Below are 25,885 nucleotides of genomic sequence, written 5' to 3' on the forward strand. Positions count from 1 at the left end.
AAGCCTAAAGTCATATTTTCAAGCATGGGCTTTGCTAATACCCTGGATAGCAGTCTTGAATTTCAGCCCCCTGCACCCCATCTACGCAATAACCAATAGTCAACGTTGCGAACAACTCAGGTGCCCGACATGAGCAGCTCTCCCCATATATTTGAAGCCACCATGGAAAACTTCCAGCAGGAGGTTATGGACGCCTCTGCTTCCACGCCCGTACTTGTGGATGTATGGGCGGAGTGGTGTGCGCCCTGCAAACAGCTTATGCCCCTGCTGGAAAAGCTGGCGAACGAATATAATGGCGCGTTCCTGCTGGCCAAGGTTAACGCGGATGAGCAGGAGCAGCTCACATCCAGCCTGGGTGTGCGCAGCCTGCCAACTATCATCCTGGTGAAGGATGGCCAGGCGGTTGATGGATTTAATGGTGCCTTGCCAGAAAGTGAAATTCGCAAGGTGTTGGAAAAGCATATCGAACTGCCGGAAGAGGCTCCTTACGACAAAGCCCATCGCATCTGGGAAGAGGGCGATATCGAAGGCGCGATGGAAATACTGTCAGAAATGAACAGGGAAGATCCGGAGAACCTCAAGGTGCTGATTGATCTTGCCCAGCTGAAAGCCGAAACCGGCGATCTTCAAACCGCTGAGCAGGTGCTTGAAAGCCTGCCCCCTGAGGAGAAACTGCAGCACCAGGCAAAGCAGCTGGCGGCCAGGATAAAGTTCCTGAAACAATCGGCAGAACTTCCACCGGTAAAGGATCTTGAAATGGCTCTGGAGCAGGATCCGAAAGATCCTAACGCGCTGCACCTGCTCGCACTTCACAAGGTGCTGCAGGAAAAGAATGCCGAAGCCATGGAGTTGCTGATTCGTTTGATGCAGGTGGACAGCAAATATAAAGACGAAGTGGCTAAAACCACGCTGGTTGAGTTGTTTGAGAAACTGGGTAATAACAATCCAGATGTGCGTGCTTATCGGCGTAAGCTGTATACGCTGATGCATTAATTCCGCATGTCGGAGCCAGCGCCATGCCTTTGTGCATGGCCGGCGCTCTGGGCCGAATATATAGCGATATATCTATTTTTGCTTCACATCTTTTGAAACTCTTCTATAGTTTGACTGGTTGAGCTGGGTGGCCAGCATCCATGTAAATAACATAAGCGGGGGATTTCATGGCGTCTCAACCACTGAAATCTCAACTTTTTCATGGATCTTCGAAACCTCAACGGGTCTTGCCCAACGAACCTGAGCTGATCCAGTGTCTGTACGAGGCTTTGCAGCACCAGGCTGGCTTCCACGATTTTCTGGCTATGCTGAGCAGATCCGTTAACGGATGTGCCGCCCAACTCTCCTTCATCCGACGAACTCCAATAGCTCTTGAGCACATCTGGCACGCCGGGCTTTCGGACGAGTTTCTGGGCTGGTACCTGGATAACAACATGATCGCGCACGACGCGGTCACCAGTCATGCTATCACCCAGCAGCCAGGAGTGTTCAACTCAGCCTTGCCGTTACTAGAACAGGGCCCGCCCGGCGATGACTACGAACGCTGGGAATCAGACCAGAACATGCTTGATTCTGCCTGGTTAGTGGTAGATGCTTCTGACACACACATCATCCTGCTAACCATTCAGCGAACTGTTGCTCAAGGTCCTTATTTACCAGAGGAACTTGAGGCCATGAATCGCCTTGTACCGTTCGTGCGGCAAACAGTCAGTCTTGCGCAAACGTTTCATCAGCATCCGAGCACTGAGCAGTCGCTTTCAGCAATAGTTGAATTGATTCCCGAGGCAGCTTTTGTGCTGAATAACCGGGGTATGGTGGTGCTTGCGAACCAGCGCGGAGATCAATTGCTGGAGAGCGAGCGTTGCCTTGCCATCCGGTCTCAGCGCTTCTGCTTTCAGTCTGATGTCACGCAGAAGATGTTTTTTCGTACTATTACGCGAGCCTCAGATGCCGCAATAGGTGGCGGCGTCGCCCGGCCTGAAACTTTGGTCATCAATCGCGATTCTGGGTCACCACTGGTAATGTCTATCCGGCCTCTTGAATATAACGAGCTGCTCACGGCAGGTGTGCTGATCACTGTTATTGGTTCGGATGCGCGAGTATTTCCCGATGCTGGCGCAATTGCCGAGTTTTTTGCTCTGTCACCGGTTGAGGCGGAGGTGTGTGAGGATCTCGTGACAGGGCTTAGCCTGAAAGATATCGCCGAAAAGCGGTGTAAAAGCGAGTCAACGATTCGTAGTTATCTGAAGCAGATATTTCATAAAACCGGACAAACTCGGCAAGGTCAGCTGATCAGTACAATTCTTTCGGCACTGTTGAGATAAAAAGAGCGGCATGGAGCTTCGTGATAGAAGCTCCATGCCGTCAGCGACGTTAGTCGCTGGTTTTTATCAGTACAACCAGGCCCAGCTCATCCGGATCACTGTTTGCAGTTTCTGTATAGCTCAGTGCAAACACGCCGAGGGTTGCATTTTCGTTGAAGAAGCCTTCCATGGTGGTTGTGCCGCCGCCCTCACCCGAAACCGTCAGGGTGCTTATGTCAGCACCGCCAAGAGCAACGTCTACCTCGATGGCTTCAGCGGTATCAGTGGAGACGCTGATATCGCCCCCCAGGCCGGTTTTGCGAACTTCAAAGAATGCTCCGTCAATGTTGCCGCTTGTTTCCGAACCCATGGTGAGGAAGGTATTGAACTTGCTGGATGACATCAGTAGTTCGGCACCGGCCCCCAGCTTCATCGAGGTCAGCAGCATGCGATACCTGTTGTCGGTGACCGTTGGCGCCGTTGTTGGCAGCTTCACCAGCAGTGTCTTGCTGGTTTGAGCGTCTTGTTGATTGGTGCCTTCGGCTTCGGCGAACGCCAGGAAGTCAAAAGTGTCACTGATAAAACCATCTGATGGTTCGCCACCGGCTGAGGTGATGTCACCGTCTGGGGTAATTACCATGGGCTGATTGAGTTCGCCGGCTTCTGTAATCGATTCATAGGAGGTTCCTGATGAGCTCAGGCCTATAAGGTGGCCATCGTTGACGGCGCCATAGTCGAAATTACCCGCACCATCAAAGGTAAGTGTGTTGATTTCGGTCTGAAGCTCAATGGTGTCGCTTGCCAGCCAGGACTCCAGAAACACCCGGCCGAACTTCCCGGACAGGTCGCTATTGGTAAATGCGGTCGGTTGCCGGCTGAATATCTCCAGCGTGCGGAAGACTTCGTCACCTGATTTCAGGTCAGGGTCGATTGCGTCGTTGATCCCGTCGTTGTTGGTGTCGGTAGTTTCGTATCTGACTGCGCCCTCGTTTGACACCATGAAAAACAACCCGGTATCTGCAACCTGTTGCAGATTGTAGATGCCGGCGGGGTAGCGCCAGCCGTAGTCTTCTTCAATATCTTCCTCAAACTCACCTGTAATCGATAGTATTCCGCTGGCGGTCAAGGTTGCAGCAAAGCTCTCGTTAATAGTCTCGGTTTCTGCTTCGTAATAGATGTTGCTTTGGTTCAGCGCGGAGCCCGACAAGTCGCCATAAGCAGAGTCCTCTTTGAGGTGCGTTACGGTAACGTCGCCGTTGCCGTTATTTGCGAACGTAAAGGTGCTGGCCCAGAGGTCGTTGGCGTAGGTGCCGAAGGTGTTGTTGTCGCTGTCGTGCAGAGCAAACGAAAACGCTGAACTCCGATAGTCGCCGGCAATGCCTGCAGCGTTGCCACTGGTGGATGCTGCAACGGCTACTTCGCTTTCGACGAAATCGCCGATTTCATTTTCCAGGGCTGAAAACGCTGCCTCCAGGTTTACAGAATTTGCCAGCGTGATATCAAACTCTTCCACTCGGCCAGAAAGTTTTACGACATCGGTTACAAGCAACTGATCCAGTGCCGCACCTTGGCTAACGAATTTGCGTAGCACGAACTCGGATACCGGAGAGATATCCACGTCTTTTTCCACGACCTGGGCACGAAGAGAATCATTACTGCCGTTAATCCTTACCACCAGGTTGCCTGCGAGGTTCACTCCCTCAGGCAGCGTAAGGGTGTAGTCGCCAGTGACAGAGGTAACTGTGGTTGCCAGTACGTCTCCCTCCTGAGCTCCGTTATTGTCTACTCTGATAAGTTCAACCGTAGCGCCGCTGATCGGATCAAGACCTGTAATTGCGGCAGCAAGCGGCGACACGAAAAAGTTCAGTGCCAGTTGAAGTGCGCTTTGCGTTTCGTAGTGGGCGACTGCGCCCGACGGCGCTTCTGCTGTGCCAGAAATGTCCAGAAGGCTAGCCGGAGAGCCTTGTGATGAGTCATTACTTGACGACCCACCACATCCAACAACCAAGAGTGAAGAGGACAGCGCGCCCGCGATAGCCATGTGTTTTATTAGTTTCACCGAAAACTCCTTATGAACCGCCAATGTTGAAGTCGATGAAGCTATCACGTGCTTTTTGGGGTGCATGCCCCCATATGGGGGTGTCGGGATTGCAGCGCTTTTTTGGGAAATCCGGGAAGATGGGGCTGAGCCCAAGCGGGCGCTGGCTTTAGCCTGTCTGGTGAGTGAAGCCCGGATATATAATGAAACACTAATTCACTGTTTTTAACTATTTAGTTCAGGTTCAGGCGCTTTATGGCAGGCCTCGAATGCTGCTCGCAGGGGGGGGCTGAAAATGAAAAAAGCCAGGTGAATCCTTCCACCCGGCCTTTCTGTGAAGCTATACCGCAGTCAGGCGGCGGCCTTAGCCATTCCCGTTCTTCATCGCTTCAAACTCATCCTCAAAAAAGAACTTCTCCTCACCGAACGCCGGCTCAAGCTCGTGCAGCCAGGTTGCAGTTTCGCTGTACCTGGCAAAGAAGGGGCGCTGAACCCAGTCCGGATTGCGGCCCTGCAAAAAGCGCAGTACAAAGACCTTCTCGCCGTGTACTTCCGTGATGCCCTGAATTTCCACTTTGCCGGGGCCGGCGCTCATGCTGGGGCCGCGGGCTGTTCGGGCCAGGCCGCTGACTTTTTTCATGGCTTCGCGGTAGATGTGAAAGGCTTCCGCAAGAGGCACTTCAAAGTAGTTCTTGGCTCCGGTGTCGCGCTCCACAAACATGTAGTAAGGGATGATGCCCAGCTGCACTTCTTTCTTCCAGAGTTTGGCCCAGGCGTCTGCGTCATCGTTTACATGTTTGATCAGCGGGCCTTGCGCACGGATTTCGGCGCCGGTTGCCCGGATGCGGCGGATGGCCTCTTCAGCGATGTCCGTGGTGATTTCCTGCCAATGATTGTAGTGGGCCATGATCGCGACGTGCTTGCCTGCGTCTACCAGTTTGGCGAACAGGTCGATCAGTTCGTCGGCATCTTTATCCGTCACGAAACGGTATGGCCAGAAGGTCAGGGCCTTGGTGCCGATGCGGATGGTCTGGATGTGATCAAACTCTGGCTGCAGCAGAGGCTCAAGATACTGAACCAGGCTTTTCGTTTTCATTACCATGGGGTCGCCGCCGGTAACCAGCAGATCGGTGACCTCCGTGTGCTCCTGCAGGTAGCCGTGAAGCTTCTCGGCTTCGGTGCTGGACATCTTCAGGTCTTTGTCGCCCACGAACTGCGCCCAGCGGAAACAGAAAGTGCAGTATGAGTGGCAGGTTTGGCCCTGGGCAGGGAAGAACAGCACGGTCTCGCGGTATTTGTGTTGCACGCCGTCGAGCACTTCGCCTTCCAGTTCCGGCATATTCATTTCCATCTGGCCGGCCGGGTGAGGGTTCAGTTCATCGCGGATTTTTTTGGCGACGGCCTGGATCTCTTTTTTCTCGGCACCTTCGCGGTGCATTCTGGCCATGCGCTCAAAGTGCTCGTCTTTCAGCATCCCCTTCTGCGGAAAAACCAACTGATAGATAGGGTCGTTGGGCACCTTGTCCCAGTTGATCAGCTCGTTGATCACGTATTCGTTTACCCGGAAGGGTAGCACGCTGGCTACTACCTTCATCTCAAACAGGGTCTCTTCCGGAAGGTTTTGAATGATCTCGATCTTGTCTAGCTGTCGGTCCGTATAAACCTTGAAGCGTCGCTCCTCGAATTCAGCAGTGGGAATCCGGTTGGGAAACGTGACGATTGAATTCATGGTTCGCCCTCTGTAGTTGTAAGTACTAAATGTCAGGAGGGCAAAATCAGCGCCGCTCCGGTGGTCAAAAAATGGGCAGGGGAGTATACATAAATTGCTGTTTAGTTTCAGGTCTAATTAAAAAACAGGGAGGTTCGTTTTTTTGTTTTTGGCGTATCTATTTTAACGCTATGAAATTGCTAAGTATTTGTGGTCTTGTTGGCGCTCGGCTTTATGTTTTCATCGTTTAGCGCGGTAATGAAAAAAGCAGTGTTTTGGGGACTAAGACGTTGGTCGGAGCCTGGTTGTTTGAGTACCGGAAAACAGGCATTATTACGTAAATAATCGTAATTATCTTTGTGGTTTGTCCGGTGGTTTCACCGTTTTGTAAGATTTTTAGGGTAATGCGTAGTAAAAATACTACGAGGAGCCGTTAGTAAATGTTGCCTCCCGCTGTTTGTTGTGCAGAAACGCGCCATTCTGCGGGGCAGGGCAGTAAAAGCTGTTCTATGCTTTACGGATGCAGGCTTTCCATTGGCCGGAACACCGTCCGGCAGTTTGTTCAAAGAAAAGAAGCTGTGTTTCCGCAGCTCGTTGATATCGCTAACGCGGATGCCGGTCGCGGCACTCGGCGCACTTTTTGATGTGAAGGGGGAGGTTTGATGTACCAGGATGATGATCCCATTGAAACCGGTGAATGGCTTGATGCGCTCGAGTCACTGATCGAAAACGAAGGCGTAGACCGTGCGAAATACATTCTGGAGCGCTTGTCAGAGCGCGCCAGCCGCGACGGCACCGAACTGCCGTATTCCATTACCACACCATTCCGTAACACCATTCCTTTGGCCCAGGAAGCTCGCATGCCGGGTGACTTGTTCATGGAGCGCCGTATTCGTTCTTTGATCCGCTGGAATGCCATGGCCATGGTTGTGCGCGCCAACAAGCGCCCTGGTGATCTGGGTGGCCATATTTCCACTTTTTCATCAGCAGCTACGTTGTACGACGTGGGCTTCAACTACTTCTTCCACGGCGGCGATGAAAAACGCGAATCAGATCTGGTGTATTTCCAGGGCCATGCGGCGCCGGGCATTTATGCCCGCTCGTACCTGGAAGGTAGGTTTGAAGAGTCCCAGCTAGATAAATACCGCGAAGAAGTCGATGGCGGCGGTTTGTCTTCCTATCCGCACCCATGGCTGATGCCGGATTACTGGCAGTTCCCGACTGTGTCCATGGGGCTCGGACCGATCCAGGCCATTTACCAGGCGCATATAATGAAGTACCTCGATAGCCGCGAGCTGGTCGAGATGGAAAATCGCAAAGTGTGGTGTTTTGTAGGTGACGGTGAAACCGACGAGCCAGAAACGCTTGGCTGCATCTCCAAGGCCGGTCGGGAAAAACTCGATAACCTGGTATTCGTGGTGAACTGCAACCTGCAGCGGCTGGACGGCCCTGTTCGCGGTAATGGCAAAATCATCCAGGAGCTGGAAGGCTCTTTCCGCGGTGCTGGCTGGAACGTAATCAAAGTCGTTTGGGGTCGTATGTGGGACCCGCTGTTCGAGAAAGATGAAGACGGCACCATGCAGCGTGCCATGGACGAAGTGGTCGACGGCGAATTGCAGAGTTTCACCAACGCTGGTCCGGCTGCAACGAGAAAGCAGTTCTTTGGTAAGTACCCGAAACTTGCCAAGTTGGTCGAAAACTGGACCGATGAGGATATCAATAAGCTCAACCGTGGTGGCCACGACCCATATAAAGTGTACGCGGCCTATAAAAAGGCAGCTACCGAAGCGAACGGCCGACCAACTGTTATCCTCGCTCATACCATCAAAGGCTACGGTTTTGGCGCGGCAGGTGAAGCCACCAACACGGCTCACTCACTGAAAAAACTGGACACAGAAACCCTGAAGTCATTCCGCGATCGTTTTGCGATTCCGCTAAAAGACGAAGAGCTGGATGACGTCCCGTATTATCGCCCGGCACCGGATAGCCCGGAACTGATGTACATGAAGAAGCGCCGGCAGGATCTGGGGGGCTTCTATCCCAAGCGTCGTAAAGACAGCCAGCCGCTGCAGATTCCGGATCTGGATATCTTCAAGCAAGTACTGGAAGGCTCCAACGACCGTGAAATCTCGACCACTATGGCATTCGTGCGCATTCTGAGTGCTCTGGTCAAAGACAAGCGTGTAGGTAAGCGGGTTGTGCCGATTGTTCCGGACGAGGCCCGCACCTTCGGTATGGAAGGCATGTTCCGCCAACTGGGTATCTATACCTCAGAAGGGCAGAAGTATGTGCCGCAGGATCGCGAACAGATCATGTATTACCGGGAAGACAAGAAGGGCCAGATTCTGCAGGAGGGCATCAACGAAGGTGGCTCAATGGCGGCCTGGATGGCGGCTGCAACATCCTACAGCACCAACAACTTCCCGCTGATTCCTTTCTATGCGTTTTACTCTATGTTCGGCTTTCAGCGTGTCGGCGACCTGGCATGGGCCGCTGGGGATATTCAGGCCCGCGGCTTTCTGATTGGCGGTACTGCCGGGCGCACGACGCTGAACGGTGAGGGCTTGCAGCACCAGGACGGGCACAGCCATATCTTGGCCAACACTATTCCTAACTGCAAAGCATACGACCCGGCCTATGCCTACGAAATGGCGGTGGTCATCCACCATGGCATGAAGGAAATGTATGAAGACAACCAAAACGTCTACTACTACCTCACTATGGAAAACGAGAACTACGTTCAGCCTGCGATGCCTAAGGGGTGCGAAGAAGGCATTATAAAAGGCATGTACAAGTTCAGCTCGGTTGAAGCCAAAGGTAAAGGTAAAACCAAGCTGCGGGTTCAGCTGTTGGGCTCCGGCGCCATTATGAACGAAGTTAATGCTGCTGCTGAGCTGCTGAAGGATGATTGGGGAGTCAGCTCCGATGTATGGAGTGTTACCAGCTTTAACGAACTGGCGCGTGACGGCCAGCATGTAGAGCGCTGGAATCTGATGCACCCAGATGATAATAAAGGTCGCAAGGCTTATGTCACCCAGTGCCTGGAAAATCAGTCTGGCCCGGTGGTGTCGTCTACCGACTACGTCAAACTGCACTCCGAACAGTTGCGGGCGTTTATTCCTAAAACTTTCCTGACTCTGGGTACGGATGGCTTTGGCCGCAGTGATACCCGTGAAAAGCTGCGTGATTTCTTTGAGGTTGATCGTTACCACGTTGCCGTAGCGGCATTATCTGCGCTGGCGAAAGACGGTGAGGTCAAGCACGAGCAGGTTCTTGAAGCCATGCGCAAGTACGGAATCGATCGCAATACACCGAACCCGGCGCACCGCTAAGGAGACCGCTATGAGCGAGCAGGAAATCAAGGTCCCGGATCTTGGCGGGGCAGACGAAGTTGAGGTTATTGAGCTTTTGGTAAGCGAAGGCGACTCGGTTGAAGCAGAAGACCCGATTCTGACCGTCGAAACTGACAAAGCCTCTGTAGAGTTGCCATCCCCTGGCGCCGGCAAGATCATCAAGCTCACCGTGAAGGTGGGTGACAAGGTCAAGGAAGGCGACGTTGTGGGTACCATGGAGGCCAGTGGCGATTCTGGTGGAGATGCCGGTAAAGAGGACAGTGGCACTGAAGACTCAGGTAGCGAGTCGGAGCCGAAAGCTGAGGAAAAACCGGAGAGCAAGCAAGAAGATGAGACGGAGAGCAAGCCGGCACCCAAGAAGAAATCCGGGGGCTCCAGGAAGGAGACTGTGCTTGTTCCGCCACTTGATGGAATGGAAAACGTACCGGTTATCGAGATCAACGTGTCTGAAGGCGATACCATCGAGGCAGATGACGCCCTGGTAACCGTCGAATCGGATAAGGCGTCCATGGAAATTCCATCACCTTTCGGCGGCAAAGTCGTGAAGGTCCTGGTGGCCGAGGGTGACAAGCTGTCAGAAGGCGATAAGCTTCTTGAGCTTACCGTTGCTGGCGACGATGGCGACGAGCAAGATGAACAGGACGACGCGCCCGAGGCCGATTCCGGTAAGTCTGAAGAGCCTGAAGCCAAGGCTGACGAGAAAGAGCAGGACAAAGAGCAGGACAAAGAGCCTGCACCACAGTCGCAGGGCTCGGTTTATGAACCGCCCTCGCCGGGAGCCAAGGTCCATGCCGGCCCTGCGGTGCGCAAGCTGGCCCGGGAGCTGGGGGCAGACCTGACTCGCATCAAGGGTGCTGGCCCTAAAGGGCGAATCCTGAAAGATGATGTGCAGGCTTATGTTAAGAGCCAGCTGCGACAGGCGCAGCAAGGAAGTTCTGTAGCTACCGGCTCGGGCATTCCGGGCGTTAAACTCCCGGACTTCAGCCAGTTTGGTGACATTCAGAAAGAAGCTATGTCACGGATGATGGCAGTTACCGCTGCTAACATGCAGCGCAGCTGGTTGAACGTACCCCATGTGACCCAGTTCGAAGATGCGGACATCACCGATATGGAGGCGTTCCGTAAGTCGCAGAAAGCTGCGGGTGAGAAGAAGGGCGTGAAGATGACGCCTTTGCCGTTCCTGCTGAAAGCCTGCGCAACTGCGTTGGCCGAGCTGCCGCAGTTTAATGTGTCGTTGGATATGGAGCGCAAAGAGGTTATCCGCAAGCAGTACATTCACATTGGTATTGCTGTGGATACACCAAACGGTTTGATGGTTCCGGTTATTCGCGATGTGGATAAGAAAGGTCTTTGGGAGCTGGCTGCGGAGAGTGCGGAGCTCGCCCAGAAAGCCCGCGACAAGAAGCTGAAGCCGGCAGAAATGCAGGGTGCCTGCTTTACCATCACAAGTCTGGGTGGTATCGGTGGTACAGCATTCACGCCCATTGTGAATGCGCCGGAAGTGGCCATTCTTGGTGTTTCCAAAGCGGCAATGAAACCGGTGTGGGATGGCAGTGAATTCCAGCCAAGGCTGATGTTGCCGTTGTCGTTATCTTACGACCACCGTGCGGTGAACGGAGCAGATGCGGCGCGGTTTACGTCTCTGCTTGGCCAGTTGCTTGGGGATATTCGTACCCTCCTGCTGTAATGGCTGCCAGGTTCGCTCCCGGTTCAGGCTGGAGTTTCTGATCCAGCGCAACCGGGAGTCGCCTGAAATAGGCTAGACTTGGCGAACATAAAGAGCGTTAAGGGGCACAGAGAAATCTGTGCCCCTTTTCTTTGCCATTGTAAGCAGGGCTTTCCTGTAGGGAGCTTGTATGAGTTCAGAGCTTAATCTTGCCGCCATTATCTACGACAGCGATGATCAGCCGGTTGATGCGCTTTTACACACGGTTGCGGCGAACCTGAACGGTCGTGGTGACAGGGTTGCCGGGCTGGCTATGGCGCTGAATGGGCAGGGTTTGCGGCGCAAGCCTATGGCACTTCAGGACCTGGAAACGGGTCGGGAATATTCCATAGCGCAAAACCTGGGCAAAGAATCGCAATCCTGTTGTCTGGATCCTTATGGGCTGGCCGAAGCGACCGGCGTGCTGCGTGCACTGCTTCAGCAGCCGCCCCAACTGGCGATAGTGAATCGTTTTGGCCAGCAGGAAATAAGCGGTAAAGGATGTCGTGCTGAGTTCCTTCAGCTGCTTGATGCCGGCATCCCTGTGTTGACCGTGGTAAAGCGCAAGTTTCTGCAGCAATGGCATGAGTTTAGTGGTGGGGAGGCAGTTGATTTGCCGTTTTCCGAAGTGGTTGTGCAGCAGTGGTGTGATGGGGTTTTGAAGAGATAGCAAGGCCAGAAACAAATACGCCCCGGAAGACCGGGGCGTATGGGTACTGACTAAACCGGAGGGTTTAGAAGCTGTACTGGGCTGCGAACATCAGACGGTTTGCGTCTGAAGAATCGCCAGCAACGGTTTCCTGATCAAGGTAGCCGTATTCGATACCCATCATTACGTTTTGAACTGGGGTCCACATGTAGTTGAGGAGAACGTTCTGGTTGGTCTCTGCAGCTCCGTTTGTTAGCGAGCTTGCAGCGATTGCATCATCCAGATCCAGCGTTGTCATGCCATAGCCCAGGTTGATGCTGCGGCCGCCGCCAAGCTTCATGCTTACGCCGACTGAGCCACCGTAACCTTCGATGGTTTCAATGCTGTTGCCATCCATGTAGGCGCTGGCGCCGTAGTAGTTGCTGCCCGAACGCCACAGGTAACCGCTTGCACCATCGGTGTAATTGAGCGCGCCCTGAACAGAGAACATGTCATTCAACTTCAACTTGATAGCACCGAAAACCCCGTACCCAATAGCGCTGTCATCAGTTGAGCCGTCGTCTGATGTGACTTGGCTGGCCATGACCGCTCCAGAATAGGAGACTGCACCTGCAGAATCTTCAAGTCGGGCAGTGAAAGCAGGTGAAGATGTGCGGCCAGAGCCGTCAACAATTGCTTGCGAACTAGGATCTTCCAAAGAGAAAGACATGGCGCCGGTGGTATAACGAATCTGTTCGGTACGATCCTGGCTGCCAGCTGTGCCTGCCAAGCTATCGAAGTCCAAGGTAGGAGTGTTGCCAACGAAACTCAGGTAGTTAGACCATGTACGACCGGCCAGGAACCCATTGTATTCGCCGTATGCATGGCGCATACGAAGGCTGCCGGCACCGTTGCCTGAACCCCGGAAGTCACCTTCAACGGTAATCGCAACACCTGAGCTATGCTTAACTTTCACGCCCAGACGGCTCTGCTGAACATCGGCACCGAAGTGACCTTCAGCGTCTTCGTTGGCGGAAGGGGAAAAGGAACCTGCGCGGGTGGATACTGCACGGTCGCCGTCTAGATCATAGCTCATGTTCAGACGCGCATAACCGTAAAGGCTGGCTTCAACGTCGTCACCAACGTTCAGGCTCAGGGCATTTGCCTGGCCGGCTACACTTAACACTGCTACGGCTGCCGTCGCACGAATAGCCATTCTCAATTTGTTGCTTTGCATTATTGTTGTCTCCACACATTGGACAATTATTTTTGTAGGACCCACGGACAAGATAGTTACCATTGCATGACAATTCAAATAAATTTGCACCCGGTTTAGACAAAGGTCTATGGAAGCTTTTTGTTTTGATACAGGTATCTGCACCTCATTAAGGGCATTAACATTGGTTTATGGCATTCAAAAATAGCGATCTGAGTAAAATTACATTCGCATTTCTCGATATTGAGACTACCGGTGGGAATGTGTCCCATGACAGGATTACCGAAATCGGAATCCGTTTATGGCGAGCGGGCGAGACAGTGGGCGAGTGGCAAACCCTGCTGAATCCGGGTACTCGCATCTCTCCCTTTATCGAGCAATTGACAGGTATCTCGAATGACATGGTGGCCGACGCGCCATTGTTTGAAACCATAGCCGATGAGCTCGAAGAGCAACTCCGCGATACCGTATTCGTGGCCCATAACGCGCGCTTCGATTACGGGTTTATCAAATCGGAGTTTCGCAAGCTGGGGCGGCTTTTCTCTGCGCGAGTGCTGTGCACCGTGAAGCTATCCCGGCGGCTGTATCCGGAGTTTCGCAAGCACAATATGGATGCGCTGATTGAACGGCACGGGCTGGAACAGGTGCGGCGCCACAGAGCCATGGGAGATGTTTCTGCAATGCTGGCGTTCTTTGAAAATGCGCTGGCTGACAAAGGGGAAGAGCAAATAGAGAAAGCTGTTGCTGAACTGCTGCAACGACCAAGCCTCCCTTCGCATTTGCCTCTCGATACCTTGAAAGATTTACCGCGGGCCCCTGGTGTGTACCGGTTTTATGGTGAAAACGATGTGCTCTTATATGTAGGAAAGAGTACCAATATTGCTCAGCGTGTAGCCTCGCACTTTTCCGGGGACCACAACACCAGCCGCGGCGTGCGTATCTCTGAAAGCCTGCGGCGGGTGGAGTGTACTGAAACCGCCGGCGAGCTTGGGGCTTTGTTGTTGGAGCTTCGGGAAATAAAAGCGCTCAACCCGCTTTTTAACCGCCGTTCCCGAGCGGCAAAAAGTCTGGTGAGTATTGAGCTGACGCCGAACGACTCCGGTTATTTGCAGGCACGGCTGGTGAGGAAAATAGAGCCGCATCGTCTTGCCAGCTATTATGGACTGTTTCGCAGCAAGCGGGATGCAGAGCGGGCGCTGAGCGGCATTGCGGCAAAGAACGAGGTGTGTAATCGGTTGCTTGGGCTTGAACCGGAGCGCGAAGGCGCATGTTTCCAGAGGGCGCTGGGGCGGTGCAAGGGTGCCTGTGAGGGCATTGAGGATGTCGCTCGCTATAACCTGAGGGTGCAAATTGCCTTTCACGAGCTGCGCTTGCGAACCTGGCCGTGGAAAGGGCCGGTGGCGATTGTGGAGCGTAGAGAGGGAAGGGAGGAACCGGATATTCTGGTGGTCTATAACTGGATGCATGTTGCTACTTTGCATGATGAGCAATCGCTTCACGATCTGTCACTGCGAGGTCAGTCTATAACTTTTGATCTGGACTCCTACAAGTTGCTGGTCAAGGCATTGATGGGCCGGAATGCCAAGGTAGATTCCCTTATCGAATTGCCTGCGGTCGGGGAGCCGGATGTTCTTATGCCCTGAGTGGCGTACTATAAAGCGGTTGATCCGAACACCTACGTACTTGCCCACAACGGCAACTCGACTATTTTACAGGCTTAACTGCTTTTCTGAGAGAGATCTATGCACAAAGAACCTGTCAGCCGCGAACTTTTCGATGAAGTCATGGTACCTAACTACGCCCCCGGTTCGATCATACCGGTGCGAGGCGAGGGTTCCCGAATATGGGATCAGGATGGTCGTGAGTATATAGATCTCCAGGGTGGCATTGCCGTGAGTTGTCTTGGGCATTCACACCCCGGTCTCGTTGGAGCATTGCAGGAGCAGTCAGAGAAAATCTGGCACCTGTCCAATGTGATGACGAATGAGCCGGCTTTGCGGCTGGCAAAAACTCTCTGTGATCTTACTTTTGCCGAAAGGGTGTTTTTTGCGAATTCCGGCGGTGAGGCCAACGAGGCCGCGTTCAAGCTTGCACGCAGGTATGGCTGGGAGCATTCCGGGCCGGAGAAACATGAGATTATCTCTTTCAAAAACGCGTTTCACGGTCGGACCCTGTTCACCGTAAGCGTGGGCGGACAACCCAAATACCTTGAAGGATTTGAGCCGGCACCGGGTGGCATTCATCATGCGGACTTCAATGATCTGGAGTCGGTAAGAAAGCTGATTTCAAAAGATAAGACCTGTGCCGTAGTTGTTGAACCTATCCAGGGTGAGAGTGGTGTAGTACCAGGGGATCCGGAATTCCTGGAAGGGCTGCGGCAGCTCTGTGATGACAACGACGCACTGCTGATTTTTGATGAGGTTCAGTCAGGCGTTGGTCGTACCGGTCATCTCTATGCTTATCAGATGTACGGCGTTGTGCCGGATATTCTCACCAGTGCCAAGGGGCTCGGCGGAGGCTTTCCGGTCGCCGCCATGCTGACTACTGCCAAAGTTGCTGCCAGCCTCGGAATAGGTACACATGGTAGCACCTACGGCGGGAACGCTCTGGCTTGTGCCGTCGCCCAGAAGGTGGTGGATACTGTAAGTCAGCCAGATATCCTGAAGGGTGTTAAGGCGCGCTCTGATCATCTGCGCAAAGGTATGATGGATATCGGTGAGCGCTACGGGATCTTCAGTGAGGTCCGCGGAGCGGGCTTGTTACTGGGCTGCGTGCTGACCGAAAAGTGGCAGGGCAAGGCGAAAGAGTTCCTGAACGCAGGCCTGGATGAAGGTGTGATGGTTCTGATCGCCGGCGCTAACGTAATCAGGCTGGCGCCTTCGCTGATTATTCCCCACGCCGACATTGATGAAGCGCTTGAGCGATTTGAAGCGGCGGTGAAGAAACTTACAGCGTAGGAGCATTTATGTGGCTGGTACGTCCGGCAGTACCTGATGACGTTGGCCAGATATTGGAGGTTGCTGGCGCGGCTGGTTCAGAAACCGCCCGCCTCTCATCCACGCTGCCCCGGCAGCGTGATGCTCTTGCGGAAAAAATAGAGCTCTCGCTTGCGTCTCTGGACGGCAAACCAACCACCACTGGTGCCAGGCCACAACGGTTTCTGTTTGTACTTGAAAACACTTCTACCGGTAGAGTACATGGAACCGCTGGCATCAATGCCTGTGCGGGGAACAGTCAGCCGTTCTATAACTACCGCCGCGATGCGCTCATACACGCTTCCCACGAACTCGGTATCTCCAGCCGGGTCGATGTTCTCTATCCCAGCCATGCGCTGACCGACCATACGCTGCTTTGCTCATTTTCCATCACGCCCGAACTGCGAAACACGGAAGCATTTGAGTTGCTATCCAGGGCCAGGATACTTTTTATTGCCGGGCACCGGGATTGGTTCGCTTCGAGAGTCGCGGTAGAGATTCAGGGGGTGCAGCTTTCGGATGGCAGTGTTCCTTTCTGGGACAGTCTGGGGCGCCACTTTTTCAATATGGATTTTGAAACCGCCGACCAGTATTCCGGCCTGCTCAGTAAAACCTTTATTGCTGAACTTATGCCTCCTAATCCTGTGTATGTCACCTTGCTGTCCGAGGCCGCCCAGTCGGCTCTTGGGCAACCCCATGCCCTGACTGTGCCCAATCTTGAACTCTTGCAACGGGAAGGGTTTCAGGCCGGCTGTTACCTGGATATTTTCGATGGCGGGCCAGTACTTGAAGCGCGTACAGATGCCTTGCACACGCTGGTAACCAGTTACCCGAAAATCTTGCATGGAAGCAGCGAGGAAGACGGAGATGTCTGTCTGATTTCTGGAGGAGAGGGAGCCGGGTTCCGTTGCACGCTGGCCAAGGCTACCGAGGTCCTTGGTGGCACTCGAGACAGAGAAGCCGTAAAGGTGCCTGTGAGCGTATGGGAGTTGCTGGGCAAAACAGCCGGTGATGAGGTGAGGGTAGCGCCGCTATGATGAGCATATACCGCCCGAGGGTTGCCGCATGCTGTTGATCCGCCCGCTCCAGGAATCAGATCTTGATGATCTTTATGCTATGGCTCAGAAGGCTGGTAAGGGGCTGACTACGCTGCCAGCTGATCGAGACCTTTTACAGCGCAAGATCAACCTCGCCCGGGAAACCTTTAACCAGCGTTGCGCCCCGGAAGCTGGTCTGTACCTGTTTGCCCTTGAAGATACAGAAACCGGTAAAGCTGTGGGTATCAGTGGTATTCAGGCCCGGGTCGGCCTGGATGAGGTGTTCTATAACTACCGGCTCAGCGTTACTGTAAACGCTTCTAAGGAGTTGGGCGTTCACGTGCGTACACCAACGCTGCACCTCACCAACGATATGACAGATACCAGCGAGATATGTTCGCTGTTGCTCTCCGACGACTATCAGGGTGGTGGCAACGGCTTGCTGCTATCACGTTGTCGTTTCATGTATATGGATGAGTTTCGCAAACATTTTTCGGAAAAGGTATTTGCTGAAATGCGCGGCGTGTCCGATGAGCAAGGTCTTAGCCCCCTGTGGGATGCTTTGGGCAGCAAGTTTTTTGATATGGAATTTATGGAAGCGGATATGCTTTCCGGGCTTGGGAATAAAGCATTTATTGCTGAGTTGATGCCCAAGTTCCCCATCTATTTGCCTATGCTGCCGGATTCGGCGCGAGCGGTTATTGGCAGGGTCCATGGCAATACGGCTCCGGCGCTGAAGATGCTGGAGGCAGAGGGCTTTAACTTTAACGGCCTGGTGGACATCTTTGATGGTGGCCCCGTGGTAGAGGCGTTTGTGCATACAATCCGCACGATTCGCGACAGCCGAAACCGCCACGCCATGGTCACCCGCAAAGCGGTGAACCTTGATGTGCCAGCTGCGGAACGGGTAATGGTGTCCAATCGCTCGTTCCGTAATTTCCGGGTAACAACTGTGCCTGCCAGCTGCGTTGGCGTAGATACCATTAGCCTGCCGCCCGATGTTGCCGAAGCCTTGCAGATTGAATCGGGTGACCCGGTGCGGCTGGCGCCTCTGAAGGACAGAGCAAAAACCACGGTGAAGCCGGCAGGTTGAAATTTATGCAATTCCAGTAACGGGAGATTTAGTGATATGACAAACCTGACAGGCGAGTTGTTTATAGGCGGGCTTTGGCTTCAGGGCCATGGCCCAGTATTTGAGTCGGTTCAGCCCGTTACCGGCAATGCGGTCTGGGAAGGCACTGGTGGCAGCCTTGCGGATGTAGACGCAGCGGTGCGCGGTGCTCGGGCTGCTTTTCTGAAGTGGCGCCGGAAGAGTTTTGCTGAGCGTCAGGCGGTTATTGAGGCTTTTGCCGAACTGCTGGAATCAAACAAGGAAGAGCTGGCCCATCAGATCGGCCTGGAGACAGGAAAGCCCCTGTGGGAGTCACGTACGGAAGTGGCGGCCATGATCGGCAAGGTCGGAATCTCTGTGAAAGCCTACAACGACCGCACCGGGCAATCCGAATCGGATGTTGCTGGTGGCCGCGCGGTGCTGCGGCATCGCCCTCATGGAGTGGTTGCTGTCTTTGGTCCTTATAACTTCCCGGGCCATCTCCCGAATGGTCACATTGTGCCGGCTCTGCTGGCGGGCAATACGGTTGTCTTCAAACCCAGTGAGCTGACGCCCGGGGTAGCGGAGCTAACGATTAAACTCTGGGAAAAAGCCGGGCTGCCCGATGGCGTGATCAATCTGGTTCAGGGGGCTGCCGATACCGGTAAGTCACTTGCCAGCCACCCCTTGATTGATGGCCTCTTCTTTACCGGAAGCTCGACGGTTGGTCACCTATTGCACCAGCAGCTTGGTGGTCAGCCCGAGAAAATCCTTGCCCTGGAAATGGGCGGCAACAACCCACTGATTGTTCAGGATGCCTCCGATATTGACGGTGCGGTGCATCACGCCCTGCAGTCGGCGTTTCTCTCCGCCGGGCAGCGTTGCACCTGTGCCCGCAGATTACTGGTGCCCAAAGGCAAAAAAGGCGATGAGTTCCTGGATCGCCTGGTGGCGGTGTCAGCCCGCATTCAGGTGGGGGAATTTGATGCCAGCCCGCAACCATTTATGGGTTCGGTTATTTCAGTACAAGCGGCGGAAAAGCTTCTGGCTGCCCAGGCCAATATGTTGGAGAAAGGTGGGACGTCCCTGCTGGAAATGAAGCAGGTGCAACCGGATACTGGCCTTCTTTCGCCCGGCATTGTGGATGTAACAGGGCTGGAGTTGCCGGATGAAGAGTTCTTCGGGCCGTTGTTAACAGTCTATAGGTACAAGAGCTTTGATGATGCCCTTGAACTGGCCAACAATACTCGTTTTGGACTTTCCGCCGGCATCCTCACCGACGACCGTAAGCTCTACGAACGTTTGGTTGAGGAGGCCAGGGCCGGTATCGTCAACTGGAATCGCCCATTGACCGGAGCGAGCAGTGCAGCACCTTTTGGTGGCGTGGGGGCCAGTGGTAATCACCGAGCCAGCGCTTACTATGCTGCAGATTATTGTGCCTGGCCCATGGCGTCTCTTGAGGCAGGCAAAAGCGAGGTGCCGGAAAAACTGTCGCCAGGCCTGAGTTTTGATTCGTGAATAGCAGTTCCTGAGCCTTGGTACCCTGAATCCGGACGGAATCTCAAATCATGAAAAAGCATGCGGTAGAAGCAAATTTTGATGGCCTGGTAGGCCCTACCCACAATTACGCGGGGCTGTCCTGGGGTAACGTGGCGTCCAAGTCCAATGTGAATGCGGTGTCCAACCCCCGGGAGGCGGCGCTGCAAGGGTTGGCAAAGATGAAGCGCCTGGCTGACCGCGGATATGTTCAGGGCATTCTGCCGCCCCACGAACGTCCGCATATTCCATCGCTGAGAGCCCTCGGATTCAGTGGCACGGATGCACAGATTCTGGAGCAGGCCGCAAAATCCAGCCCGTCCATTCTGGCTGCCGTATCTTCTGCATCGTCAATGTGGACAGCCAATGCGGCTACGATTTCACCCAGTGCCGATACCACCGATCACCGGGTACACTTCACCCCTGCCAACCTGAGCGCCAAGTTCCACCGCTCCATTGAGCATAGCGTGACCGGTCGAATGCTGAAGTCTATCTTCGCGGATGATGGCTATTTTGCCCATCATCCGGCACTGCCGTCGGTCAGCCATTTTGGCGATGAGGGTGCGGCCAACCATACCCGGCTTTGCGGGCGTTACGGTGAGCCTGGGGTGGAGCTGTTCGTGTATGGCCAGGCGGCCTTTAATGAGCAGGCCCCGGCTCCGCAAAAATACCCGGCCCGGCAGACCCTCGAAGCCTCTCAGGCTGTCGCTCGCCTGCATGGATTAAAAGATGCGAATCGGGTGTTTGCCCAGCAGAACCCTGCAGCCATTGACGCCGGCGTATTTCATAACGACGTTATTGCGGTGGGCAACGGCAACACCCTGTTCTATCACGACATGGCATTCCTGCATGAAGAGCAAGTGTTATCAGAGATCCGTGCACGCCTCATTGGAGCAGATCTGGAAGCGGTTCGGGTGAGCAGTGAGGAGGTGCCATTGGAGGATGCAGTAGCCTCGTATCTGTTCAACAGCCAGCTGCTGAATACGCCCGACGGCATGTTGCTTGCGGTTCCGGGCGAATGCCGGGAGGTCGGAACTGTCAGCCAGTATCTGGATAGGTTGCTGGCCGCGGGCGGGCCAATCACGGCGGTGGAAGTGTTTGATGTGAAACAATCCATGCGCAACGGCGGCGGTCCTGCGTGTCTGCGCTTACGTGTGGTTCTGAATGACGACGAATTGCAGGCCATGCATCGCGGTGTGATTTTGACCGACGATCTCTATGAACGGCTGACGACCTGGGTTGCAGCGCACTACCGTGATCAACTTGAGCGGGAAGATCTGGCGGATCCCATGCTGCTAGATGAGGTGCGCAAAGCACTGGATGAGCTGACAGGTATTCTGGGGCTGGGGTCAATCTACGACTTCCAGCTTTAGAAGTTTTTCAGTGCCTCATCAGGAGACGGCGATCGATGAAGTGAGCATGTCCATGGTGTGCCGGATCAGGTTCTCAGCAGGGAAGTTGCCATCGCTCTCGCTGGCTTCCGACTGGCATAGCAGAATGGTGCCGTGCAGGGCGCCCCGCAGGTAAAGCGCTGTTTGCTCCGGATTCTGGATGCGCTGGCGGCTCATGGTGCCGTCTTCAAGCCCCAGCTCGATGGCCTCTATCATCAACGCCATGAGCTCGGATTTCGAGCAGAGCATTTCCATGGCCTGGGCTTCGTCTGCTTCAGCCATGGCGGTTGAGGCTTTGGTGAGCGCCGAAAAATAGTCCGGTTCGTCCAGGTAGAAACGGTAGTAGGATTCTCCCATGGCTCGTATTTGTGCCAGCCCCGTATCGGCGGTCTGTCTCGCGTTCCGGAAGCGTTCAGACAGGCTCTGCCCGGCCCGCAGCATAATCCCGCGCTGAATGGCGGCCTTATCCTTGAAGTAAACATAGAGCAGTGCCCGGCTCAGGCTGGCGGTGCGTGCAATGTCATCCATGGACGTCCGCTCATAACCCTTATCCGAAAAGGCCCGCTCTGCGGCGTCCAGAATGGCGTCGTAGCGGGCTTGCTTCTCCCGTTCGCGGCGTGTTTTCAGCGGTTCAGTCATCAGGTTCTCTCGTCGGGGCATTCTATCGGCCGGTTGCCAGTAGAGCATGAATGAAAACTGATTATTGACATAATGTCAAAGAATGACATTATGTCGCGATCAACAAACTGGATTTCCGCAGCAAGCGGCATCGGCATCAACATGAGCAGGGAAGAAAGGACACCTTATGACACCAATTCGTATTTCTTTCGGCTTTATTTTTCTTGCTGCCTCCGGTCTTTTACTTTCGGGTTGTAATGCCGCTGATGCACCGGATTTACCTGACGAGCACCGGGTGTCGGTGCGTGTTTCAGAAGTTACCGGAGGTGAGGCCCAGGACATAACCCTGCGTTTCTCCGGCATTGTCCGGTCAACCCAAAGGGCAACTCTTACGTTCCAGATTAGCGGCACTCTGAAAGAGCGTGAGGTAGAGTTGGGCCAGACTGTCGCTGCCGGCGATGTGCTTGCCCGGGCCTACAACCCGGCGCTGGAACCTGCGCGGGATTCAGCAAAAGCCAAGCTGGAAGAGCTGAACACCGGGTACGATCAGGCCAAGCGTGAGTGGGAGCGTTCGAGCCGGTTACACGAGCGTGGTGTGGTTTCCGAGCAAAACCTTGAACAGATTGCGGCTCGCCGGGATTCCTTGAGGGCCAGCGTAGCCACCGCTCAGGCTGCACTTGCTGAGGCAACTCAATTGTTACAAGAAAGCACCTTGCGAGCACCGTTTGCCGGGCGTGTTGAAGCTCTGTTGGTCGAAAGGGACGAATTTGTAGCGGCTGGCCAACCGGTTGTGCGCATGTCCTCACCTGAAGGCAAGGAGGTTGAGGTTCGGGTGCCGGCATACCTCCTTGGACATGTGTCTCTGGAACAGGAGCTACCTGTGTGGTCAGTGCAGAACCGCAGTGAGGCTCCGGTTGTTGGTTCTGTTGTTGAGATTGCCCAGGCCGGTGCAATCCGTGGCGAACTGCACCCGGTTCTGATCAGTCTACCGATTAATTCGTTGGATACGGGGGAGCCAGTTGAAGTGGGCATCACTCCGAATTCTGAATCCGCCATCACCGTTCCACTTTTGTCGGTTGTCCGCAGCGAGGACGGCATGATGGTATTCCGGGTGCAAGACGGTGTGGCCCGCCGCGTGCCGATACAGGTTGAACGTGTGGTGGGCGAGCGCGTTGTAGTGCGTGCGGGTGAGTTGAAGCCAGGCGACCAGGTAGTTTATGCGGGTATAACCCGCCTTGCAGACGGTGATGCCGTGGAGGTGCGTTGATGACGCGCCGGCTGCTCAACTTCCAGCGATTATTGGGCATGGTGGTTACCATGCTTTGTCTGTTGGGAATCGCGGCATACAGCACCATGCCGCGCCAGGAAGACCCCTCATTTCCGTATCGGGCCGGGCTGATCTCGGTGAACTACCCCGGAGCCAGTGCCGATGCGGTTGAGCGGCTGGTGCTAAGACCGCTGACTGATGAGCTTCGGCAGGTCGAGGAAGTCGATATCTCACAAGGCACAGCCCGCACAGGGGTGGCGCTGGTAAGGATTCGTCTCAATGATGATATCTACGACACGGATCCGGCCTGGGACCGGATCCGGCAAGCAATGGAACGTGCAAAGCAGGATTTCCCGGATGACGTTGGCCAGATGGCGCTGGATGACCGGCTGATAGACAACCCGGCCATTGTGTTGGCGATTGGGGGTGCACCTTCGGTTAGTGAGCTGTCGGATGTGGCCGAGCGGCTTAAACAAAACCTCGCCGACCTTAGCGGAGTGTCCCGCATTGAACTGGAAGGGGATGCCGACGAGCAGATTACTTTGGCTCTGGATGATGCTGCACTGTATCGATTGGGCATTTCACCGGCGCGAATTCTGCAAACCCTCGCACAGCGCAATCAGACGACCCCTGGCGGTTTTGTGGTCGTGGACGGGCGCCGTTTATCGGTGCTTCCTAACACCGAATTTGCCGACATTGATGCCATTCGTGCAACCCCCATTGAACTACCTGATGGTTCCCAGGTGCCGCTGGCGGCGGCCGCGGATGTGTGGCGCGGCCCTGCTGAACCAAGACAACCGGAGACCTGGTTTGATGGTGAGCGGGTTGTATTGCTGTCGCTGATTATGGAAGAAGGTACTACGGACGCGATCCGTTTTGGGGAGCGTGTGCGAGAGCGGGTTACGCAGATCCGCCCTGATTTCGAGCCCTACGAAATCCGTGAGATGTTTTTTCAGCCTGATAAGGTCTCGGACCGTCTGGATAATCTGGCCTTGAGCCTTGTGCTGTCCGTGTTGATTATTGTGGCCGTCGTGTTCACCGGCATGGGTATTCGAATGGGTCTGCTGGTGGCTTCCATTCTTCCGATGGTGGCTTTGATAAGCGTTGGCCTCTACGACCTTGGCGGCGGCGTGCTGCATCAGATTGCGGTTATCGGCATGGTGATTTCTCTGGGTATTCTGATCGATAACGCCATAGTGATTGTAGAAAACATTCAGGGGCATCTGGATGAGGGTATGCGCCGCCTGGATGCCCTGCGCAAAGCTGTTAGCGAACTCGCCGGGCCGCTTGGCGCTTCCACCGGCACCACACTTGCAGCCTTTGCGCCTCTTTTGCTTGCCAAAGGTGGTGCGGCAGATTTTACCCGGGGCGTCCCGGTAATGATCATGCTGACTCTATCTGTCAGTTATTTACTGGCGATTTCCGTGGTACCCCTGCTGGCAGCCCGGTTCCTGAAGCCTCGCCGCAATGCGGAGGCTGACCGGTTGACGGGTCTGGCCAGGTTCCTCGGTGGTCTTGTTTACCGCCACCCCCGCCGACTGATCGCAGCCGGAACCTTATTAGTTGTGATGAGCCTGGCCGTGACGCCGTTTATGGCGCAGCAGTTCTTCCCCAATGCCGACCGGCCTCAGGTGATCGTTGAACTCTTCATGCCTGAAGGCACAGAACAATCGCGCACGGCTGAAGCCGCTGCGGATTTGGAACAAGCTATACGCACACGGCCGAACGCGCTGCAAATTCATCGTTTTGTCGGCTATACCGGCCCTTCGTTCTACTACAATCTCCAGCGTGCGCCCCAGGCGCCGAACAGGGGCAGGTTGGTGGTAACAACGCCGACCCTGGAAGACACGACTGAAATGATTCACTGGATTCGAACCCATGTGAATGAGCAGATGCCCGAACTGAATGTAGGCGTTGGTGTTCTCGGGCAGGGGCCACCCAGCATCGCACCGGTGGAAGTCCGCGTTTACCACCCGGATGATCAGGAGCGCACTCATGCTGTAGAGCAGTTGTTCAGCGCTTTACGCCAGGTGGAGGGCACCGTGGATGTGAGGCACGATCTGGACATTGGCGTACCGAGCATTGCGATCAACGTAGACGATGCCACCGCTGCAAGGTACGGGCTTACCCGGGCCGATGTGGCCCAGAGCCTTTACGGCCAGAGCTTCGGCGTTGTCGCTGAACGGTACCGGCAGGAAAAAGACCCGATTCCGCTCGTACTGCGGTCACAGGAAGGCACATCCTTGCCTCTGGAACGTCTGCTTTCGGTGAACATCTACAACGATCTTGGGCAAGCGGTTCCGCTTTCCGCTGTTGCCACTGTAGAAACTACCTGGGAGCCTGCGGCGCGCTATTTGCGAAACGGCATCCGGCTCAATACGGTGACGTCTAACCTGTTGACAGACTACAGCTTCAGCCAGGCGCTGGATGGGCTCCAACTTGCATTGGCAGACAACCCCCTGCCTGATGGCACGCGCCTGGAAATGGGCGGTGATGCCGAAGGCTCTGGTGATGCCAACGGCGCGCTCTTAACAGCCGCACCAATCGGCGTACTCTTGCTGCTCTTCTTCCTGTTGCTTCAGTTCAACTCGTTCCGGCGCGTGGGCATTATCCTGTTGACCGTCCCGCTAGCCACCGTTGGCATATTTCCCGGGCTGGTGCTTTCGGGATCGCCTTTCGGGTTTCAGTCGCTGCTTGGCGTCATCGCCCTGGTGGGCATTGTGGTGAATAACGCCATAGTTTTGCTCGACGTGATGGACAGGGAGCTGGAAAATGGTGAAAGCATCCACGAAGCCATGCGCAAAGCTGTTATCCAGAGAACCCGCCCCATCCTGCTGACCACCGCAACCACCGTAGCCGGCCTGCTGCCATTGGCGTTCTCCAGCTCCACACTCTGGCCGCCCATGGCCTGGGCCATTATCTCAGGGCTTCTGGCTTCAACGGTACTGACTCTATTGGTCATCCCGGCAGTTTGCACTCAGTTGATTACAGTGAAAGTTGCAGAACCGGAAAACGCTCCGGCCTAG

The 25,885-nt window shown here is 54.7% G+C and carries 17 protein-coding genes; 13 read left to right on the forward strand and 4 right to left on the reverse strand.

All coding sequences use genetic code 11. The annotated features are described in order from the left end of the window. The first annotated feature begins 129 nt into the window (after positions 1-129). Complete coding sequence (gene trxA / locus Q4606_RS02370) at positions 130-993, forward strand: thioredoxin (protein ID WP_303596783.1); 864 nt, start codon at positions 130-132, stop codon at positions 991-993. Between the two features lie 167 nt (positions 994-1,160). Continuing rightward, positions 1,161-2,318 carry a helix-turn-helix transcriptional regulator gene (locus Q4606_RS02375; RefSeq protein WP_303606538.1) on the forward strand — a complete coding sequence of 386 codons (1,158 nt, stop codon included), beginning with the start codon at positions 1,161-1,163 and terminating at the stop codon, positions 2,316-2,318. Positions 2,319-2,367: 49 nt separating this feature from the next. On the opposite strand, the gene Q4606_RS02380 is transcribed toward Q4606_RS02375, so the two are convergent. Next, positions 2,368-4,356, reverse strand: coding sequence for a hypothetical protein (locus Q4606_RS02380; RefSeq protein WP_303606539.1), 1,989 nt, complete (start codon positions 4,354-4,356; stop codon positions 2,368-2,370). 343 nt (positions 4,357-4,699) lie between these two features. Continuing rightward, positions 4,700-6,064 (reverse strand): KamA family radical SAM protein, encoded by a 1,365-nt coding sequence (locus Q4606_RS02385; protein ID WP_303606540.1) that lies wholly within the window; start codon positions 6,062-6,064, stop codon positions 4,700-4,702. A 641-nt stretch (positions 6,065-6,705) separates the two neighbouring features. Here Q4606_RS02385 and aceE point away from each other — a divergent pair. The 3 genes from aceE to Q4606_RS02400 all read left to right on the forward strand — a co-directional run bounded on the left by aceE (position 6,706) and on the right by Q4606_RS02400 (position 11,771). Next, complete coding sequence (gene aceE / locus Q4606_RS02390; RefSeq protein ID WP_303596779.1) at positions 6,706-9,375, forward strand: pyruvate dehydrogenase (acetyl-transferring), homodimeric type; 2,670 nt, start codon at positions 6,706-6,708, stop codon at positions 9,373-9,375. 10 nt (positions 9,376-9,385) lie between these two features. Beyond that, complete coding sequence (gene aceF, locus Q4606_RS02395; protein WP_303606541.1) at positions 9,386-11,083, forward strand: dihydrolipoyllysine-residue acetyltransferase; 1,698 nt, start codon at positions 9,386-9,388, stop codon at positions 11,081-11,083. A gap of 169 nt (positions 11,084-11,252) precedes the next feature. After that, positions 11,253-11,771: a DUF2478 domain-containing protein gene (locus Q4606_RS02400; protein WP_303606542.1), complete on the forward strand. Its 519-nt coding sequence runs from the start codon at positions 11,253-11,255 to the stop codon at positions 11,769-11,771. A gap of 64 nt (positions 11,772-11,835) precedes the next feature. Here Q4606_RS02400 and Q4606_RS02405 read toward each other — a convergent pair whose 3' ends face one another. Then, positions 11,836-12,966, reverse strand: coding sequence for a DcaP family trimeric outer membrane transporter (locus Q4606_RS02405; RefSeq protein ID WP_303596776.1), 1,131 nt, complete (start codon positions 12,964-12,966; stop codon positions 11,836-11,838). A gap of 170 nt (positions 12,967-13,136) precedes the next feature. Between Q4606_RS02405 and Q4606_RS02410 the strand changes: the two genes are divergently transcribed. The 6 genes from Q4606_RS02410 to astB all read left to right on the forward strand — a co-directional run bounded on the left by Q4606_RS02410 (position 13,137) and on the right by astB (position 20,956). Further along, positions 13,137-14,588: an exonuclease domain-containing protein gene (locus tag Q4606_RS02410; protein ID WP_303606543.1), complete on the forward strand. Its 1,452-nt coding sequence runs from the start codon at positions 13,137-13,139 to the stop codon at positions 14,586-14,588. Between the two features lie 99 nt (positions 14,589-14,687). Beyond that, positions 14,688-15,902: an aspartate aminotransferase family protein gene (locus Q4606_RS02415; RefSeq protein ID WP_303606544.1), complete on the forward strand. Its 1,215-nt coding sequence runs from the start codon at positions 14,688-14,690 to the stop codon at positions 15,900-15,902. Positions 15,903-15,910: 8 nt separating this feature from the next. Further along, entirely contained in the window at positions 15,911-16,957 is a 1,047-nt protein-coding gene (locus tag Q4606_RS02420; RefSeq protein WP_303606545.1) for an arginine N-succinyltransferase, read from the forward strand. 28 nt (positions 16,958-16,985) lie between these two features. After that, complete coding sequence (gene astA / locus Q4606_RS02425; RefSeq protein WP_303606546.1) at positions 16,986-18,050, forward strand: arginine N-succinyltransferase; 1,065 nt, start codon at positions 16,986-16,988, stop codon at positions 18,048-18,050. A 36-nt stretch (positions 18,051-18,086) separates the two neighbouring features. Then, complete coding sequence (gene astD, locus Q4606_RS02430; RefSeq protein WP_303606547.1) at positions 18,087-19,565, forward strand: succinylglutamate-semialdehyde dehydrogenase; 1,479 nt, start codon at positions 18,087-18,089, stop codon at positions 19,563-19,565. 50 nt (positions 19,566-19,615) lie between these two features. Beyond that, positions 19,616-20,956 (forward strand): N-succinylarginine dihydrolase, encoded by a 1,341-nt coding sequence (astB, locus tag Q4606_RS02435; RefSeq protein WP_303596770.1) that lies wholly within the window; start codon positions 19,616-19,618, stop codon positions 20,954-20,956. Positions 20,957-20,974: 18 nt separating this feature from the next. On the opposite strand, the gene Q4606_RS02440 is transcribed toward astB, so the two are convergent. Then, positions 20,975-21,613 (reverse strand): TetR/AcrR family transcriptional regulator, encoded by a 639-nt coding sequence (locus Q4606_RS02440; RefSeq protein ID WP_303596769.1) that lies wholly within the window; start codon positions 21,611-21,613, stop codon positions 20,975-20,977. A gap of 166 nt (positions 21,614-21,779) precedes the next feature. On the opposite strand from Q4606_RS02440, the gene Q4606_RS02445 reads away from it, so the two are divergent. Both Q4606_RS02445 and Q4606_RS02450 read left to right on the forward strand, forming a co-directional pair. Further along, positions 21,780-22,859: an efflux RND transporter periplasmic adaptor subunit gene (locus Q4606_RS02445; RefSeq protein ID WP_303596768.1), complete on the forward strand. Its 1,080-nt coding sequence runs from the start codon at positions 21,780-21,782 to the stop codon at positions 22,857-22,859. Continuing rightward, positions 22,859-25,885, forward strand: coding sequence for an efflux RND transporter permease subunit (locus Q4606_RS02450; RefSeq protein WP_303606548.1), 3,027 nt, complete (start codon positions 22,859-22,861; stop codon positions 25,883-25,885). Before Q4606_RS02445 ends, Q4606_RS02450 begins: the two co-directional genes overlap by 1 nt.

The sequence above is a fragment of the Marinobacter sp. 1_MG-2023 genome, assembly GCF_030549045.1.
GTDB lineage: Bacteria > Pseudomonadota > Gammaproteobacteria > Pseudomonadales > Oleiphilaceae > Marinobacter.

What these genes read in the sequence shown, in the direction of transcription:
- Q4606_RS02385 (WP_303606540.1), bottom strand. Translation starts at nt 6,064, where the DNA reads ATGAATTCAATCGTCACGTTTCCCAACCGGATTCCCACTGCTGAATTC.
- aceF (WP_303606541.1), top strand. Translation starts at nt 9,386, where the DNA reads ATGAGCGAGCAGGAAATCAAGGTCCCGGATCTTGGCGGGGCAGACGAA.
- trxA (WP_303596783.1), top strand. Translation starts at nt 130, where the DNA reads ATGAGCAGCTCTCCCCATATATTTGAAGCCACCATGGAAAACTTCCAG.
- aceE (WP_303596779.1), top strand. Translation starts at nt 6,706, where the DNA reads ATGTACCAGGATGATGATCCCATTGAAACCGGTGAATGGCTTGATGCG.
- Q4606_RS02400 (WP_303606542.1), top strand. Translation starts at nt 11,253, where the DNA reads ATGAGTTCAGAGCTTAATCTTGCCGCCATTATCTACGACAGCGATGAT.
- Q4606_RS02440 (WP_303596769.1), bottom strand. Translation starts at nt 21,613, where the DNA reads ATGACTGAACCGCTGAAAACACGCCGCGAACGGGAGAAGCAAGCCCGC.
- Q4606_RS02375 (WP_303606538.1), top strand. Translation starts at nt 1,161, where the DNA reads ATGGCGTCTCAACCACTGAAATCTCAACTTTTTCATGGATCTTCGAAA.
- Q4606_RS02445 (WP_303596768.1), top strand. Translation starts at nt 21,780, where the DNA reads ATGACACCAATTCGTATTTCTTTCGGCTTTATTTTTCTTGCTGCCTCC.
- astA (WP_303606546.1), top strand. Translation starts at nt 16,986, where the DNA reads ATGCTGTTGATCCGCCCGCTCCAGGAATCAGATCTTGATGATCTTTAT.
- Q4606_RS02420 (WP_303606545.1), top strand. Translation starts at nt 15,911, where the DNA reads ATGTGGCTGGTACGTCCGGCAGTACCTGATGACGTTGGCCAGATATTG.
- Q4606_RS02450 (WP_303606548.1), top strand. Translation starts at nt 22,859, where the DNA reads ATGACGCGCCGGCTGCTCAACTTCCAGCGATTATTGGGCATGGTGGTT.
- Q4606_RS02410 (WP_303606543.1), top strand. Translation starts at nt 13,137, where the DNA reads ATGGCATTCAAAAATAGCGATCTGAGTAAAATTACATTCGCATTTCTC.
- astB (WP_303596770.1), top strand. Translation starts at nt 19,616, where the DNA reads ATGAAAAAGCATGCGGTAGAAGCAAATTTTGATGGCCTGGTAGGCCCT.
- Q4606_RS02415 (WP_303606544.1), top strand. Translation starts at nt 14,688, where the DNA reads ATGCACAAAGAACCTGTCAGCCGCGAACTTTTCGATGAAGTCATGGTA.
- astD (WP_303606547.1), top strand. Translation starts at nt 18,087, where the DNA reads ATGACAAACCTGACAGGCGAGTTGTTTATAGGCGGGCTTTGGCTTCAG.
- Q4606_RS02405 (WP_303596776.1), bottom strand. Translation starts at nt 12,966, where the DNA reads ATGCAAAGCAACAAATTGAGAATGGCTATTCGTGCGACGGCAGCCGTA.